14 protein-coding genes are annotated in these 17,506 nt (G+C 37.3%); 10 read left to right on the top strand and 4 right to left on the bottom strand.

Features of this window, described 5'->3' with window-relative positions; all coding sequences use genetic code 11:
• Positions 1-19: 19 nt before the first annotated feature.
• Both H9647_RS20700 and mobQ read right to left on the bottom strand, forming a co-directional pair.
• Complete coding sequence (locus tag H9647_RS20700; protein ID WP_191803604.1) at positions 20-2,245, bottom strand: VirD4-like conjugal transfer protein, CD1115 family; 2,226 nt, start codon at positions 2,243-2,245, stop codon at positions 20-22.
• Positions 2,246-2,254: 9 nt separating this feature from the next.
• Positions 2,255-4,222: a MobQ family relaxase gene (gene mobQ / locus H9647_RS20695; protein WP_191803602.1), complete on the bottom strand. Its 1,968-nt coding sequence runs from the start codon at positions 4,220-4,222 to the stop codon at positions 2,255-2,257.
• Positions 4,223-4,488: 266 nt separating this feature from the next.
• Here mobQ and H9647_RS20690 point away from each other — a divergent pair, with 266 nt between their 5' ends.
• Positions 4,489-4,773 carry a hypothetical protein gene (locus H9647_RS20690; RefSeq protein WP_191803600.1) on the top strand — a complete coding sequence of 95 codons (285 nt, stop codon included), beginning with the start codon at positions 4,489-4,491 and terminating at the stop codon, positions 4,771-4,773.
• A gap of 1 nt (position 4,774) precedes the next feature.
• On the top strand, positions 4,775-5,041 hold the full coding sequence (locus tag H9647_RS20685) for a hypothetical protein (RefSeq protein WP_191803598.1): 267 nt from the start codon (positions 4,775-4,777) through the stop codon (positions 5,039-5,041).
• Positions 5,042-6,490: 1,449 nt separating this feature from the next.
• Here the strand turns inward: H9647_RS20685 and H9647_RS20680 are convergent.
• Positions 6,491-7,702: a hypothetical protein gene (locus H9647_RS20680; RefSeq protein ID WP_191803596.1), complete on the bottom strand. Its 1,212-nt coding sequence runs from the start codon at positions 7,700-7,702 to the stop codon at positions 6,491-6,493.
• 1,043 nt (positions 7,703-8,745) lie between these two features.
• Positions 8,746-10,170 carry a hypothetical protein gene (locus H9647_RS20675; protein ID WP_191803594.1) on the bottom strand — a complete coding sequence of 475 codons (1,425 nt, stop codon included), beginning with the start codon at positions 10,168-10,170 and terminating at the stop codon, positions 8,746-8,748.
• A gap of 370 nt (positions 10,171-10,540) precedes the next feature.
• On the opposite strand from H9647_RS20675, the gene H9647_RS20670 reads away from it, so the two are divergent.
• The 8 genes from H9647_RS20670 (at position 10,541) to H9647_RS20635 (ending at position 17,501) form a co-directional block, all read left to right on the top strand.
• Positions 10,541-11,173: a hypothetical protein gene (locus H9647_RS20670; protein WP_191803592.1), complete on the top strand. Its 633-nt coding sequence runs from the start codon at positions 10,541-10,543 to the stop codon at positions 11,171-11,173.
• Between the two features lie 120 nt (positions 11,174-11,293).
• Complete coding sequence (locus H9647_RS20665; RefSeq protein ID WP_225229450.1) at positions 11,294-11,605, top strand: hypothetical protein; 312 nt, start codon at positions 11,294-11,296, stop codon at positions 11,603-11,605.
• 12 nt (positions 11,606-11,617) lie between these two features.
• Positions 11,618-12,676 carry a hypothetical protein gene (locus H9647_RS20660; RefSeq protein WP_191803590.1) on the top strand — a complete coding sequence of 353 codons (1,059 nt, stop codon included), beginning with the start codon at positions 11,618-11,620 and terminating at the stop codon, positions 12,674-12,676.
• Between the two features lie 17 nt (positions 12,677-12,693).
• On the top strand, positions 12,694-14,562 hold the full coding sequence (locus H9647_RS20655) for a VirB4 family type IV secretion system protein (protein ID WP_191803588.1): 1,869 nt from the start codon (positions 12,694-12,696) through the stop codon (positions 14,560-14,562).
• A complete protein-coding gene (locus H9647_RS20650) occupies positions 14,562-15,656 on the top strand; it encodes a peptidoglycan DD-metalloendopeptidase family protein (RefSeq protein WP_191803586.1) in 1,095 nt (364 codons plus the stop codon). The genes H9647_RS20655 and H9647_RS20650 overlap by 1 nt, the downstream gene beginning before the upstream one ends.
• Positions 15,653-16,219 (top strand): hypothetical protein, encoded by a 567-nt coding sequence (locus H9647_RS20645; RefSeq protein ID WP_191803584.1) that lies wholly within the window; start codon positions 15,653-15,655, stop codon positions 16,217-16,219. The genes H9647_RS20650 and H9647_RS20645 overlap by 4 nt, the downstream gene beginning before the upstream one ends.
• Positions 16,216-16,479, top strand: coding sequence for a hypothetical protein (locus H9647_RS20640; RefSeq protein WP_191803582.1), 264 nt, complete (start codon positions 16,216-16,218; stop codon positions 16,477-16,479). The genes H9647_RS20645 and H9647_RS20640 overlap by 4 nt, the downstream gene beginning before the upstream one ends.
• Entirely contained in the window at positions 16,476-17,501 is a 1,026-nt protein-coding gene (locus H9647_RS20635) for a conjugal transfer protein TrbL family protein (protein ID WP_191803580.1), read from the top strand. The genes H9647_RS20640 and H9647_RS20635 overlap by 4 nt, the downstream gene beginning before the upstream one ends.
• The last annotated feature ends 5 nt before the right edge of the window (positions 17,502-17,506 follow it).

Here is a 17,506-nt window from a genome sequence, read left to right as displayed (position 1 = left end):
ATCGGTATCTCTCCTTTCATTACATAGGTAGATCATCTTCATCATCTGTATTTTTAAGCTCTTCTCCTTCTCCATTATCTTCTTGATCTGGAGCTGTTTCTACTGTTAGCTCGTTAAGTACATCCATTAAAGCATCTGCATCAGGATCACTATCATCAATTTTGCTTAATGCTTCTTCTAGCTCCCGAAAAGCAGCCTGAACTTCTTCATCACTGTCAGTATCCAGTTCAGAAGTGGTATTTTCATTCCAAAGATCCTCCGTATTCCTGAACTCTGGTTCTGCAGAAACATTTCCTAAAAGCATGCTTAATTCTTCTTCTGAGATTTCCTCGCCCTCATCCAGTTCTTCTACATAATGCTGCTCTTCTTCTTGTGGGACTTCCATTTCAGCTTCTAGAGCCATCATTTGAGCCTCTAATTCTTGGTCATAACCATCTTCTTGTAATATCTCTGTAACTGTATTCTGAGCTGTATAAGCTGCTGAAATTTCTTTATCTGCCTTCTTATGACTCTTACCAAATGTTTTCAGGAATTTTTCTCTGTAAAACTGCTCATAACTTGGCCTACGATCCTTACCAAATAAGAATTCGCCGTATATTTTAAATTGATAAGATTTCTCTAGTTTTAAAGGAAAATATCCATTAACGAATAGATAGCATATTGCAGGATTTACATTGAGTAACTCCCCTTGCGTAATGAGTGGCCGCTTTACATACTGTTCTGACACACTTTTTGATGCATTTTTTTCTCCAAATGAAGTACTTTTCTGTCTATGTTTAATCGTTGTCTCCCCCGCAACATCACTAAAATACTTAGCAGTCTTTGTATCCTTGGTGCGAAGAAACAGCGTAGTGTCATGGTTGTTAATAATAGAACGTGCCATGTCTGGACCATACATGCGTTTATCTTCTAATTGCCCAATATCTTGAATAACAGTGTGCAATGACATCCCGAGTCCGCGGCAAGTGGCCAGAATATTTGGATACCCATTGATTCTCCCAATGTTTGCAAATTCATCTAGTAAAAAAATAGAATCAATCGGAAGCCGTGAATGGTTTTCGTCTGCGATATTATAAAATGTATCGATAAGCTGTTCCATAAAAATAGCCGTAAGCTGCTTAAATGGATTACTCTTCATACGTACTTTGATATAGAGAATCGTCTTCTGCTGCTGTAGATCCCTAAAGTTAAATGCACCTTTTGCTGTAAATTTAGCTATCTTATGCATGGCAAAGATTCCGATCTGCTGTGCCAAGGTTGACATTATCCCGGTTCTGGTATTCCCAGCGCTCATATTAGCAAGCGTAAACATGTCATATGCTGGATGGTCTTTTGGCAAATTTTCAAGTAACTGTTCAAGGAATTCTTCGTTCTTCCCAGCTTTCGCTGTGAAATGCACTACATGAGTCATTGTTGCCTCAGTACCATATTCTGTTTTGATGTACAGAATGATTGCTGCAAAATATGCGATAGCAGATTCACTCCAAAAATCCCGTTTACCATCATCAACCGCATTCGATGCGATCGTATTTGCCACGGCACGTGCATCCTCGTCATCTTCTACATAATCCAGCGGATTATAGCCTACATTTTCAGAAAAGTTTACGAAGTCGATTTGATATACGTTATACCCTTGATCTCGTTTGAGCTGGTGGGTAGCTTCATAAATTTCCCCTTTAGGGTCTGTTACTATAATGGTTTCATCTATATGATTTAGCATGTTAGGAAACACATACGCTTGCCCTTTCCCTGAACCGGATGAACCAATTACAAGGACGTTACGATTATCAACATTGGTCCCTTTGGGCATGATAATAAGTTCTTTTTTACTGGGGACTTTACCCAAAATAATTCCCGGTTCCATCTTAAACGCACTCATTGGATCACTCTGATATGAGTTTCTTTTTGAGAAGGTTTTTCCATTAATAACATCAGATGGCTGTCCCCACTTCGATGTCCCGTGGAGTCCAAAATCACTGGCATCAATAAGTTTTGGAACTAAAATTGACGTCTTCATACTGTAAAGCAGCGCACCTAAGATAATGAACGGTGTAAAAGAGAATATTACTTTCAAATTTCCCTGCGTATAGCTAAATGGAATAACGGTAGATGGATCTAATATGAGTTCTGTAATATCCCCCCCTGGACCAATGAAATAAAAGCCAACCATGAGCAGATATGAAAATAGTAGGCTTAAAAGAATACTTACAAAAATGGGTTTCCATGCTTTTTTCTTAAATACCATAATTCCCCCTTAATGATCCAAATGCTGACCTCTATACCTTCTGCGTTGCTTTTTCTCCGTAGGATCTTTTCCTCGTTTTTTGTTTTTGTTTGCCCGCTCTACCTGATCTAAAACTTGAAGTAATCCAGAAACAATATGTTGCGAATATGCTTTTTCTATTTGTTTCTCTGGCGTTAAGGTTTGATCTGAAGTATTCGCATTTTCCTTTTCAAATTTACTGATAATAAGATGCAAATCTTGATCAACTTTTCCTGTACTAAGTCCCTTCTCATGCCGATCTTTAAGCTGCAATATCACTTCAGCATTTTTAATTGATTCAAGGGAATCCGAATAATGACTTTGTAACTCCACTTTAATTAGCCCAACATTACCAGCTAGGTCTTTTTCGTGTCTCGCTCTTTGGATTTTATACTGCTCTACTTTTTTATTAGCCTCATAAACAAGATCATACTTTTGTTCTTGTAGAGAGTTTAAGATTACTTTTCTTTGTTTTTGAATTGCACGATCTAAAATGAAAATACTCTTTGAGATATTTTTAGTTTGATCGGAAAGAGAAGGTACATTCTTATGAATCTCCTTTTCCTTAGATTTGGCATACTTAGATATCTCTTCTTTGTTTAAAACCTGACTAGTATCCTTAAAATACTGAACTGCATAGTACATCTCATCTATAGAAATCTTGGAATTCATTTGATATAAAACTAAAAATTCTTTTTCCGTCAGTTCTCGCTGCACCTCTAATGCTTTTACAGATTTATCTAGCAGTAAGCTGTATTTCCTAAGATCTTCACTATTTTTTTGTTCCATTATTTTTATGCTGGCAACTTTATCTTTCATCTGAGCTAAAAAATGAGTAGGTGTGAAGCCAAATTTCAGTACCTGTTTTGGGTCTTCCTGAAACGCTTTGTACGCTTTACTGAGGAGATTTTTTTCTGAGAGGATTTTCACTCTATCACTTTCAATTTTTTTCTTCCAGCTTCCTTGTTCAATTTCATCTTTAATATGCTTAGCGATTCGGAAGTCTACATAGCTTTTAGATCTTTGGGCAACCATCTGTAAAGCTGATTTTTCTTCTACACTAAGCTGTCTGCTTGTGCGAACCAGCTTGATTTGTTCTTTAAGCGTTTTTTCGTTTTGGTACTCAGAAATCGAGATAACTTGTTTCCTTCTATCATCACTTAGTTTACCGAGTTGTGCATTCAGCTGCCTTATTTCTTCATTGATTTTTCCGTAAAAAGTGGCAGGTTCATATGGAGTTTTGTTCCTAGCTGCTTTATCTTTTAACTGCATTTCATAACGGTAAGCTGTTCTCTCCAGCCTTATCTCCGGAATCCGATTAAGGCCCTGCTTCTTATAACTCTCATGAGAAACCTGATCATCTATACCACGTATGTTCAGCTTCTCATTAATTATTTCTGCATAATTTTTACGCCAGCGAGATAACGTTTCTTTCTCATTCCAATCTGTAAGGTGAACACTTACCTTTTTGATCACTCCACCGACTTCCTGGTTAATCTTTTTACGCTTGTTCCCCCAAGAACCATCTTCATTAAAAGGACGCATAGTAAGCATGACATGGGCATGAGGATTCTTTTCTTTGTCTCTATGAATTGCAATATCTGCTACCATACCTTCATCTGAAAAATTCTTTTTACAAAATTCGAGAAGCAACTCCTTTTGATCTTCCTCACTTAACACAGTAGGAAGGGCTAAGCGAATCTCCCTAACCATTTGTGCATTCTTTTGTTTCTCAATTTTCTCAACTTCGTTCCATAGACGTTCCCGGTCCATAACCCAATCAGGAGCATGCTTTGGTTTTAAAATAAAGCACTGCGGCTGGACAATTCTTTCACCATAGTTTTTAGTCAATCCATCGCGCTCTGAATAGAGAGTCTCTCCGCTGCGATAAGCTGCGGCCGCGACAGCGGAATGACTCGCTCGGTTTAAGATCTGTGAGCTAAAGTAAAAGTAACCCATGTCTTCACCACCTTCCAAAAGCCCCTACGGGTTATTTGCCGTTAGGTAAACTTGCTTTCCTAAGGGAAAGTCATTCACGGTTAGTGAATGAGAACGAGCAGAAGGCGAGTCCCATTCCCTGCATCGCAGGGGTATAAATGGGCACTCTCGCTTCGCTCTTGTGACCTATCGTATCACAAATTACCATTTATTAGTAGACTTCCTTCTCTTTTACCAGTAAAATAGGGATCAATAAATCGATTGTTACTCATGAGGAGGATATGAAAATGGCGAAGAAAAGTAAGTTAGGACAAGTACAAAAACTAGAAGAACAAATCAAGGAACTAAGAGAAAAACAGAAGAAGATCATAGAGCAGGCCCAAAAAGAGATCGGGGAGTATGTAATGGATTCATGGGAAGTAGAGGATATAGAGCAAGCAAAAAAATTGATAGATCAGTTTCAATCTGAAGCTAAAAACGCATTTAGGAACATGGGAGGAAATAATAAAGGTTTAAAAGAAGAATTGACGGACGAAAGTATCTATAGCCAAGCAGGTTCAACGAGTGCTTAGGATGAGTCATGATGAAATAAAGAAGACACCCATAACAGACATCGATCTAAAAATCCAGCAGCTAAAAGAGAGACAACACCGATTAATGAAGTTAAGCTCTGAAAAAGAAAGAAAACAAAGAGCAAATCGTTTAATACAGACCGGTGCTTTAGCGGAGAAGTATTTTGGAATTGAACATTTAACTATAAAACAGCGCGAAGAATTATTTAAAATATTCTCTGATTTCATCTCAAAAAACACCCCTACTAAATATAGGAACAAAGAGTAACTACTCTACTGTGTTGGATGCAAGAGATTCATAAGAGATTCATTTAAATCATCAGGTCATCGAAGTTATTGAGGAAATTTTTTTATAGGCAGAGAAGTAAACTGCAGAAATACGAGGAAAGAAAAATTAAACCAAAATGAACAAACATCTGACAAGATTTACTTCATTCCATCCAGATCTAGGAATGTGATTGTTAAAAACTCTCGAAGCAGCAAAACATAACTTGAATTCACTAAACCAGATGAATCAAATTGATTCATAAATAGAAAAGGTAAGGGATAGGAGTCCGGAAAGGAAAAAATTGAATTAGCACTACAAAGATAAATAATTTTAGATTCATACTAATTAACATACTTCAAAATATATTGAAAAGGTCCTCCTTTTAATGAAGGGAGGATTGTTTTTTGATCTTATATTTTATGTAGTGGAAGAAAATATGCCGGAATGGCTAGTGAATGAACTCTGCGGACAGCCTTTCTAACTTCACTTACTTGTATCAGAAGAAGAGTTTACTATTATAGGTGCTACCTGATGTTATCGATCTTCTGATGATCTCTACAGCATTTGTATTTTAATCGTTTTGAAAAGAGTAGTAAAGAATGCTCTCTTCTAGCTTCTGATAGTGATTGTAAGGCCGTTATGGCGTTTATAAACAAAGATAAAAACAGAATGAGTAAAGCCATGTTCTATCAGCTATAAAGCGAATCTTAATTGACTCCTGCGCTAAAGTTTAAAGAAACTACTTGGTTATTGGGCACTTAAGGTAAGTAGCTTAAGCCCTTTTTTTGGTATTCTTCCCTCCTAAGTTTTTGTTACTCTCTTCTATTATTTAATTCCCTATAGATATATTTTTTATAGGTGGAGATAAGCATCATTAAAACTATTCTACAACACCATTTATTAAAATCATTTCTTAAAACCTTTCTTTAATATCATAAGTCAAAACATTTAGTTAATACCTTTTTAGAGCATAAAAAATTGCTAAAAAACCCTTGGTATGACTGGGTTCCTACGATTCCGAAGAATGAGAAAAAGAAAGATACTTTGTTTAAACACTCCCCTATTAAAAGCTTACACATAGAAATAAGCTTATTCCCTAAGAATGAACAGATTATTCATAATCATAGTCTAGTAATAAACAGTATAAGAAGTAGTAATGAACAAACAAAATTAAAATAGCCACGATATAAAAATAGTTATCCACAACATTATGATTAAAAAATCCTTTTACTGGATAGAATAATTACTAGTAGATCGTATCCTACCCTTCTGGATGCTACTCTTAATCTTGCTAAACATATAAAGTAGGATAGCGATAGTAAAAAACGACACACCAAAAAGCAGTCGCTTCTATGTAGTAGAATCCCACTGCGTAATGTATGTGTGCTTTTAACAAGGAAGCTAGAAAAAGACACAGGAAAAAAGCCTACTTAGATAAGATTTTAAAAACTATATAGCATAACGTCGGTCTTTTTTATTTTTAGCCGCTATCAGTCTTTCAATCTCTTGTTTTATTTCTAAGATAGGCGCTGGAAGAGATTTAATTCGGTAGTAATTCTGTATAAACCACTCAGGATCTTGATGAACTCTACTTAACCAGCAATAGTGAATATGATTAAGTCTACTGATAATGCTTTCACGCTGCTTGCTAGCTTCTTCCACAATTTCATTGTTCTTTTGTGAAAGTTTACCATCTTCAAATAGATTACTTTCAGCTGCTTTTTTCTTATTGTTGATTCCTTCTAAATCAATGGATAATTGTACTGCATAATTGATTTCAGCCGATTCCATAACGGCCCGAAAGTAAGCACTTATTTCATCCAGTTCATTTTTCTCTTCATTTATGGTGAACTCATTTTCTTCTTTATAAATCATCTTGAAAAAATGATGAGAACGCATTTTGTCTTTTTGAATATTGAAAAGAGCCGTATCAAAAATTTCTGTTGCATACTCATAGCCAAATTTTGCATAGTAATCTTCCATTACTTTAGCTATTTGCCATACTGCTTTACGAGATAGAAAGTCACAGCAAAAACGATGCTTTTTAAGCTGTTTTAAAACCCACAGCTCAGCACCTTCAGAATATACTTCACCCATATCTAACCATTCCTGATGAACGCTTAGTACTTGAAAGTTATCTTTATAGATTTTCATTTTTAAGTATTTGGAAGCTTTCTCTAAAATGCGTAAAGCTTCTTTTCTAGTACGTATATTTAACAGTCCTAAAGGACCATAAAGATCACTAATATAACCCCATCTGAAATTCCCAGGGATATAAACTAGCTCTTTACCCACATAATGGAGAACAAGACGCTGCACATTGCGTTCTTCACTTAGAAATTCATCGGAATTGAAGAAGTTGAAATTTTTGGAGTATAAGTCTTCTTTATTAGTAGACTCCTTCTCTTGAATAAAAATAAATTTATTAAAGAATAGTTTGCCATTGTCATCAGAATGAACAATACCTTCACAAACTAATTTTTGGAGGAGAACATTGATCCGGTATCCGGATGTTTTCATTCTTTTAGCGAGTTCTGATTTGGAAAGAGGGATTTCGCCTCCATACGCACAAACTGTTCCTAGGAGTAGTTTGAGTTTAAAGAGAAGACGAGTATCATTTTGAAGGGTTCTTGCATCGAATAAATCAGGGTGGTGTTTCATAAATAGCCTCTCCTTAATCCAACCCAAAAAGGCATAGAAAAATTAAGGGCCTCGGCTTTCTCTTTTATTCAACCCGTGATATAATTGAGTCACAGTTTCATAAAGCAAAACCAAGATCCCGACTTTTCTCTCCAAGTCTTATAAGTGCAGGTCGCCAAACTCGACACTTTTAGACTTTAAAAGGTTGGGTTCTTTTCTTTTGGTAGAAATTGTTTCAAACATTCAGCATTGGATTCAGCGAAAATTCGAAATTAATCGCTTTTTGAGACAATGCACTGACGAATATCTTTATATCATTCACTATATTGAAGTTTAATGTATTTTTATAAAGTACTTAATTATGTAAAAGGAAATAATTGGTCGATTTCTTAACCTAGAAGTTATTATATCATTGCAGATTTAGTCGGTAAATAGATGAGAAAAGAGCGGAAATTTGGCTCAAAAAACTGAAATCCCTTGAAGTATATAGAGATTTGATATGTACATAAGTAGCGGAGATTTGGCTGAATTTACAAAGAACCCTTGAGTATCAAGGGTTCTTTGTACTATAAAACTTAATTAAAATTTTTTTAGAAAAAAAAGAGCGGGAAATTGGCTGAAAAAATGAGAAACACTATTAAAAATAGACTCATATAGACTCAAGATCACTAGAAAGTAGCGTGAAATAATAAAAAGAGCGGAATTTTGGAAGAGTTTTTTATTTTTATAGTCCTTTTTGGCTCATGTTATAAATGAGAATTTCGTAAAATATTTTAATATATATAGCAAAAAGTATCGAAATGAAGAAAAAAGAGCGGGAAAATGGCTGAGTTTTTAATAGGAGCGGAGCTTTGGCTGATATTATATAAAAGGAGCGGAGATTTGGCCTAGTTTTTATAAAAGAGCGGAAAATTGGCTGAATTTTTTACCTTTAAATCATTAAATTTATGTATTTAAAATTGGGTTAGTATTATGCTGTCTAGAGGATGATAAAAAAGAGCGGAAAATTGGAAGAGAAAAAAGAGAGCCATTACAAGCTAGCTCTCTTCATGAAACGTCTATATTTACTTTAAATTAATTTGTTCGGGAACTTCTTCAATAAAATGAGTTAATTGCTGGTTCCCTAGTAAGTCTTCTACTTCATAGGTTTCCACAGGGAAGAAATTGATGAGAAATGAATCTCGTTTACGTTCATAAGACTCTACGGTTACCTTTTGGGTGACAAAGTCCTGTAAACATTGCTCTATCAGGGCTAGGTTTACATCTTTTCGTTTACTCCGGAATTGCACCTTATGAATGAAGTAAGTGTAATCAAAGGTTGCAGAGTATCCCGTCTGTCTAAAGTAACAAAGGAAACGCTCTTTTTGTAAAGGGAAAATTAGTGTCTGAGAAGCTTTATTTTGAAATGAAGCGAGTCTATCGCTATAAGCTCGTATTACCTGCCCTTTTACATAGTTCTGATGAATTTCTTCATTAATCGTGATCTCTGCAATTTCACCATTACCAAGTGGCTGAATATCCAAGCGATCAAATATACCAAACACTAATGTCCTATTCGGCTCAATGACATTGAAAGTTACGTTAGCCATCTTCATAAGTCGTTCTTTAACAGCATTATAGTTTTTTTTGTTATCGGATCCATAGGTTGCTCTAACTAAGTCGCCAATCGTAACATACACTTTTCGGTTCTCAAAAAACTGTTTATTGTCCCGTAGGGATATTACGGAGCGAAAAATCTCTAAATCTGTATTATCTACAGACCTTAGTATCTTCTCTTCGCTAAGAAGTTCTTGGCTTACTAATGTATGAAGAGAATAATCTTCGCCAGGACGATATTCACTAATGTAATGCAGTTTATTATCGATGAGAACGCTCTTATCCGTTAATTTCATCTTGGTTAGACTTGTATTTCCAACCGGGTGATCAGCATATTTTAAAGGCTGGTCGATAATGATTTTATTTAGATTTCCATCAAAGTTTTTTATTAGGACATCAGCAATTGCAATAATCGCATCATACCGAAGTGCTTTCTTTATTTGTGTAGGAGTTTTATCTCTTATGTATTTGTAATCCATAAGCCTCGATTCCTTATCACTACACCATTTCGCAACTTCATCTAATCTTTTCTTAATTAATTCATCCATGGTTTCTACGTTATGCAGCTTCTTAAATTCAGAGAAACCATACATATCAATTAAAGATTCAAGTAATGCAATCTCTTTTAATATTTCCGTTTTTTTTGATTTTTTTGTTTTCTTAACACTATCTGCTAAAGATTTGTACCATCTCTTCTTTGTAGCTTGAGCTAATTTATTAGTACCACGCCGTATTTCTTTTGTATTGGCAGGCGTGAATTCTGTCGAGATAATGTCTTTAAGAAACTCTCGTATATTTCCTTCTTTTAATTCGTTATATATCGCTTCACACGGTTCTCCTAATTCAGATACAACTTGATTAAGAAAATAATGAGGCACATGTTGTTGAATCATATTTACACCTCCATATAACCTACAGTTTATCATAAATATAACAAATTAAGATTAGGAAATTATCCCTTACTTCGCATGTTTGTGAGCGTAGAAACGTCCTTTCAGCCATAATTCAGGTGAAATAAAAAAGAGTATGCGGAGCACATCATAAGAGTACTGAGAAATCTACTGCTAATTAGCAATTCACCGAAAAAACCTTCTTGGTTTTATATTTTTATTTACCCATCATTAATATTGCAATTGATCATGTGTACATACCTATCAATAAACAACAATGTAATGATAGGAAAAACTTGTTTGATTACGAATGAGCTGGATGATATCTTAGATAAATAAACAATATTTTCCAATTAAACTAAGGGGGGATAACTTGGCTAGTCCCAAACTGAATCTAGCACTGAATAAGGATGCAGGTATGATCATTTCTTTAGCTGCTAATAAGATGGGAACAAGTAAACGAAATATAATCTCCTTGGCATTAGTTGAGATATTAAAGAATGTGTATGATAAAAGATTCATTGATTCGCTGGCAAGTGACATTACTACGACTGTTTCTACAGCGACCACGATCAGTGAACAGGTACAAACAAAAATAGAATATATTGATAGACACGGATATTCAAGGCGTGTGTTCTTTGGGCTACTCATTTCAGACTATTTCCTGAATAACCGCGATAAATTTAGGCTGGAACAAGATGAGCTAGAGGAAGAGATGAAGTCCAAAAGTCATATTGAGATTACAATTGATAAAGCAACAAAAGATAAGATTATATCTTACTGTGAGAAAAACGCGATGACAGTGAGCTCTCTTTTTTCCCATTATATATTGAATGAGGAAATAAAAACTTACGCTTATGTAATAAGCGAAAAGGCTCATTTGAATTTAATTCTGAGTGAAAATGTGAAAATTGAACTTAAAAACAAGGCAAAAAGCACTAATAGAACATACCGATTTTATTTGAATTTAGTAGCAGAGCAGATAATCAGTAATATATCGACATAAGGGATCACCTTTTACAAAAGGTGATCTCTTATTTTTATCCCCGAATTAATCGGAAAAAGTCTAATCAGATTCATAATAAGGAAGGAATTGGTAATATTGTGCTAGTTTCTCATGGGAGGTTTGACTAATATCGATGTTAGAAGAAGTCTAGTAAAATTCCTATTAGAAGGGAAATTGCAAATGATAAGGGAGGAATGGTGGATGTTTGAGTCTTTGCAAGGGTTATTCAATACACTGTTTGGTGATATCACTAAGACGTTCATTACGCTTTTTTCTATTGGTATTCTCGTATGTGGTTTGCTGGCAGCGTTCGGCGGAGAAGAGAATCAGCCAAGATTTAAAAAAGGACTGATCACTTGTGTAACTGGACTGGTTGCTTTCTTACTGGCAAAACAGGTTGTTGACTATTTCCAAACCAATCTTGGAGGCTAAGGGGCTGATTTTATGATGTTTGATCATCAGTCAGCGGTAGAACGCAGGGACCGTCTGAGGGAGGAAGGGAAAATTGAACTTCCTCTCAATGTTGATACAAAGAAGTATATTCTCTCCTTAATCAAGTACCGGGATTTACTTATCTCACTGCCGCTTATGGCTATCGGATTTTTGGCCCTCTGGTATCTCACTCAGTTAGGTTACTCGTTTAGTGCACAGCTACTTCTCATTTGTTTGTCACCTTGGGGCACATTTTTACTGATTCTGACAATCCACCATCCAGACCGTAAAAACATAAACTTCTTTACTCACCGGGTGATTTGGAGAATTCAGTTCAATAAAAGACAAAAAATATTTGTCTATACGAAAGGTGATCTGATGAGCAGTAAACAAAAAAAGAACGCGGTCAAAGATATACGTGAACAGCTGGGCATAAAAAATATCTACTCTGAGTGCTATGAAACGACTGATAACCGGTTCGTAAAGGTGATCCGTGTTTCAAGTGTGAACTTATCGCTGCTTAATAAGAAGGAAAAAACGAAGATCTTTCAAGCCTATGAGACCTTTTTGAATGATTTACCAAGGAGCATGTTACCTCTTCAGGTCAGCCAAATTGCCCAGCCCATTAACCTTACGAATTACGGCAGTTATATCGAGGAGAAAACAGCGAAAGAAGAATCTCATGCGAAGGCGATCCTTACTAAGAGTTACCTGAATTATATTGATGATATACAGAAGAGTAAAAACATGGTCTCACGAAATAGGTACGTTATATTGGCACGTCCATTTACGAATGCAAACCGAAAAAGAGTGCTTAGTGAACTTGAAAGAGACGTTAAGATTGTAAGCTCTCAAATTGAGAATATGCTTGGTGGACGCTATGAAATGAAAACAAAAATTTTAGACAATGAGGAACTGTTTCATCTCATGTTTGCATGCATCGACTATGAAAATGCTCAGGTCAATTTCAGCTTTAAAACAGCGCTCTTCTCGCCTCTTACGGTGGGTGAGCGGACATATGAAGAAATGAGCGGAAGCTGGAAGCAGATGAAAGCGAATCATATCATGTAAAAAAGGAGAGCAACTTCATGGGTATCTTCTCCAAAAAGAAAAGAGAAACGCTCGAGTCTTCTTACATTGGCTTTAGTGAAAATATACTGAATTTGTTGTCACCTGATTCTATTGAAGAGGAAGAATCCTTTGTGCGCTCTGGAGCTAACTTTACCCGTACTCTGGTAGCGGCCGAGTATAGCGCTATTTTGAACCAGGAGCACATCATGAATCTGAACGACCTAAGCGAGAATATCAGCGTTGTACAGTTTTTAACCGAATACGATTCAGGGGAAGTAAGAAAGCAGCTATCTGAAAGTATTAGGCAGAACAGACAAAAAGCAGATTCTAAGTATGTAAACGATGCTGGAAAAGCGGAAGCAGAAGCGCAGATTGATAGCGCCCGGATGACGCTGAACCAGCTGAGCTACAAGAACGAGCGAATGTATATGTTCCAAATGTTGATTCATATTGTAGCAGCCGATCTAAAGCAGCTAGAGAGGTTAACCCAGCTCGTAAAGTCTGTAGTCGGTCCTTTTGCCAAGACTGTAACGCCAATGATGAAGCTAAAAGATGCATTCGATAGCTTTTTACCTATTGGTCACAATAAGGTCTACGACCTAACCTACCGGCCGATGAATGCGGAAGCAGTAAGCTTCTTTTTTCCTTTCCATGAGAACGAAATTTTTGATCAACACGGGATCATTAAGGGGCGTAATATCACTACCGGAAATGTTGTGATCGTAGATGATACGAAGCTTCACAATAAACATGAGTTTTTAATCGGAATGAGCGGAACCGGTAAAACAAGTACGCTCTTTGCTAATATGATGCGCAAATGGATGCTTGGGAGCATCATACGGACGATTGACCCAAAAGGTGAATTCGGAGCTATTTACAAAAGTCTTGGCGGCGAATGGGTGAAGTTCAGTTTTAATGGTGGCAGTATAATCAACCCGTTTGATATACCAGTGATTAGCGCAGAAGCTCAGCTAGAGATGGAAAGGCAAGGATTGTCGGAAGGAAACCCACTGCTTGCTAAGATCAGCACCTTATTAACGATGTTTAAGCTCATGTATCCGGATATGAATGACTTGCAAGAAGACATTTTATCTAAATACCTGATCGAACTGTACAAGAAATTTAATATCAACGAGAAAACAGACATAGGTAAGCTCAAGAACACTGATTTTCCCATCATGAAAGACCTATACGATTTCCTTGCAGAGAAAAAAGATAGCGGCGAAGAAGAGTTCAGCAAAATCACTGATTTCCATACCATTTTGTATGCGTACGCTGAAGGACTCTTCGCAAAAATTCTTAACGGACACACAAACGTGGATATCAAAAACCCGCTTTGTGATTTTGATATTTTAGAGCTACAGCACAAACCTAAACTGCAGCGTGTCGTTTACTTTTTGCTTTTGTCTCACATTCAGTACGAGGTTGTTAACGGCGACAAGTCAGAGTCACAGCTATATATCGATGAAGCCCACATTATTGCCGATCCGAAGGTACCGCTTGCTATGGAATATCTGTACACAGCGATGAAAATGCTGCGCTCTTTTAACTGCGGTATTACCCCTGCTAGTCAGTCTATTAAAGACTTTTTATCGGCTAAAGATGAGCAGCGTAACTACGGGGAAGCTGTTATCAACCAAGCAACGCAGCGGTTTTATCTGCCTATGGCTGATACGGAAGTGGACTTCTTGGAGCGGGAAATGAATATGCAGTTTAGTGAAGAAGAAAAGACCGCTATTACAGTCGTTGAAGGACGAAAAGAAGAAGAAGCAGGAAAGGGTCTCTACTTTGTAGGTTCTAAAAAAATCAGACTGCAAGTTGTGCTCACTGATGTTGAGAAGCAGCTATGGTTTGAGCGAAAGCCGCTGAGCGAAGTGATCGGGTAATGAAGGAGCTGCTGAAAGAAGCGCTGATTTATAAGGCTAGGTACTATATCGCAGTATTTTTTCTTCTAGCCGGGATAGTAGCCATAATAGCTGCGATTATGAACGCTATTGTAGATGACAATAGCGGTGGATCAGGCCCTGGAGGATCTGGACCGCTGCTCTGTACCCCTGGAGAACTTAACATGGAATATATCGATAGTAAATTTGCCGATCTTGGAGTATTTACGGGGAAACAAAATGTATTTATTGAATCTGCTACAACTAGCGGCATTGATCCGGTACTGCTCATGTCCATCGCTATGCATGAAACCACGTACGGAAAATCTCCTGCCGTACTAAATAAGAACAACCCTGGCGGCCTCATGAGAGCGGACGGAAAAGGTCTTATGACCTTTGCAAGCTTGGATGAAGGTATACAGTTTATGGCGGCAAATTTACAGCGTCTATATATATCACAAGGACTCGTAGCAATAGAGCAAATCGGAAACAAATATGCCCCAGTCGGTGCAAAGAACGACCCTAATAACCTCAATACACACTGGATACCTACTGTGACACGTATCGTAAACTCATTTGGTGGGTTATCGGCAAACTGCGATCAGATAGCATCTGGAGACTACGCCTACCCTACTGCTCCTCCTTTAATCGTGACATCATCCTATGGCATGCGGACACATCCCGTAACGGGGAAGCCCTCTACTATGCATAAAGGGACGGACCTTGCGTGTAGTATTGGGGATCCGATCTATGCTGTAGATAGCGGCACGATCGCAGTGGCGGTGAAATCAGGCGGTGGCAACTATGGACATCACATCATCATAAATCACGGGAACCGCTTTACCTTATACGGGCATTTAACCGCTGTATCTGTCCGGCTTAATCAAAATGTAATTAAGGGTGAGCAGATAGGAACATGCGGGAAAACGGGACGAGTGACCGGCCCCCATCTGCACTTTGAGATTCAAACAGGCGATATATACGGTACAAGAGAAGATCCTTGGCCTTTCCTCCAAAACATCGGAAGCCGTAAGGAAGAGTCTGATCTGCACAGTGAAGCTGATGAATCTACGGGCAGAGAGGATGAATACAAATGAAAAACGGTTTTATTAAGCTCCTCTTAGGTATAAGCCTTGCAGTATCACTTGGTTGGGGATTGAAACTATTTACAGAGCTGAATAGAGCACGGCAAACGATCGCAGAGTTTCAAAATATTGAAACGCTAAATCAGCGCTCTGAAGACTTTGTACGTGCATATGCAAAGGGTAAACACCAGGAATTTTTAACAGCAGCTGCAGCCGAGCGTTTTGCAAGGCAAGATAACCGGGAAAAGGATTATGAAGATATGCACATGTCTGAAGATGCGGGACTCTCAAATGTTGAAGTAAAACAGCTATTTACAAAAAAGGTAAAGGATCGGGATGATCAGGCAGAGTCTTATGCTACTGTTCGCATGCAGTATGAAATGGGCGGCTCCACTAGCCCGGCAGATGATTATATTCAGACATTCTTTATTCACTCCGTATGGATGAAAGAGGATGGAATATGGAAAGCAGATGATGTAATTATTTCACTTCAAGGCGATACCCGCGATGATGAACTGAGAAGACAAGCAAAAGAAGCTTTGGAAAATGCGACGAAGGCGAGGGGAGCTGAATGAAGCTGTCTCCTGGCCATAAGGCAAAGCTGCTAGAATTCTCTCAGAAGACACTTATTGTCCTGGATAAGCTTTTCAGACTTTTAGTCAAAATATATGAGAAGCCGGTCGAAAAAGCGAAGCGAGACTTTTATTTAGAATATAAGACGGACATGACAGAAGATGAACTTAGAGAACTAAGATATCAAATCACATTAAGGTGGAGTGTTGCTGTTTTTGTTGTCCTTTTCCTAATTTTCTTTATTTGGAGGTCAGGACGGTGAAAACGAAAAGGTTAGTAATTTACGTACTACTATTATCTTTAACCTCGTTATTATTTTCATCAACTTGCTTCGCAGATGAAGGAGACTATTACGAACTGCACGAATCGTTTTTTGAAAATGCTCCTGAAAGTTATAAAGACTTCATAAAGAAATATGACTCAAAGGAGCGAACAGTAAGCTGCGGACGATTTGATGTTTCTTGTCACGTATATAAGATAGCTTTAGATTCGGGGATTTCCGCAATGGACTTTATCAAGGACTTGATGAAAAAGACAATTATCTCTCCAACAGATGTAGTTGGTAACCCATCCTATGAAGCATATAAAGACGGAATCTTTGCTTTATCCAAGATTGTACTTGCGATATTCATTGCCTTTAATGCCGCAAAAATTGTGAGTTTACGGATGGCTGACGCAGAGGACAGCGCAGCGGTATGGAACGAAAAGATAGTATCTCTTGTTGTCAGTGCGTTCTTTTTGTTTGTGTATGATTCAATTATTGAATGGATCTTACATGCACAGGAGCTATTAATGAAAGAAATAATTGATACGATCAATAGTGATCAGATGATTATAAACATGATCAGCAATATTTTAATGGGCCCAGGTTTATTTTCAATAGTCGTGATTTTAATTATTGGCGTTCTGCTAATCGTTTTAATGTTACAGCTATTTTATCGCACGGCCTTTGTGGCTATTTTATACATAGCCGGCCCCATTGCAATTGCAACTAAAATAAATGATACTTACAACTTTTTTGACTTCTGGCTTAAAAACTTCATCATTGCGTTTATCACATTAGCTTTGCAGCTCATTTCAATAGCAGTCGGCCTAAATCAATTCCTTATACCACCTGAATATTTTGGGGATACGTATCATTTGTTCCTAGGCTCAGCATTCTTTATTCTTTCGATGACGCTTCCAGGACTGTTAGGACAATGGGGATTTAGCACCGGATCGGCTCGATCTGTGTCTTCAGGTGCAAAGACTGCAGTTAAAATGATGGTTATGAAACGCAGATAAAAGGA

The organism is Paenibacillus gallinarum (assembly GCF_014836635.1).
In the GTDB taxonomy this organism is placed as follows: domain Bacteria; phylum Bacillota; class Bacilli; order Paenibacillales; family Paenibacillaceae; genus Paenibacillus; species Paenibacillus gallinarum.
The sequence above is the reverse complement of the archived record's forward strand: the minus strand, read 5'-3'. Positions and strand labels throughout refer to the sequence as shown.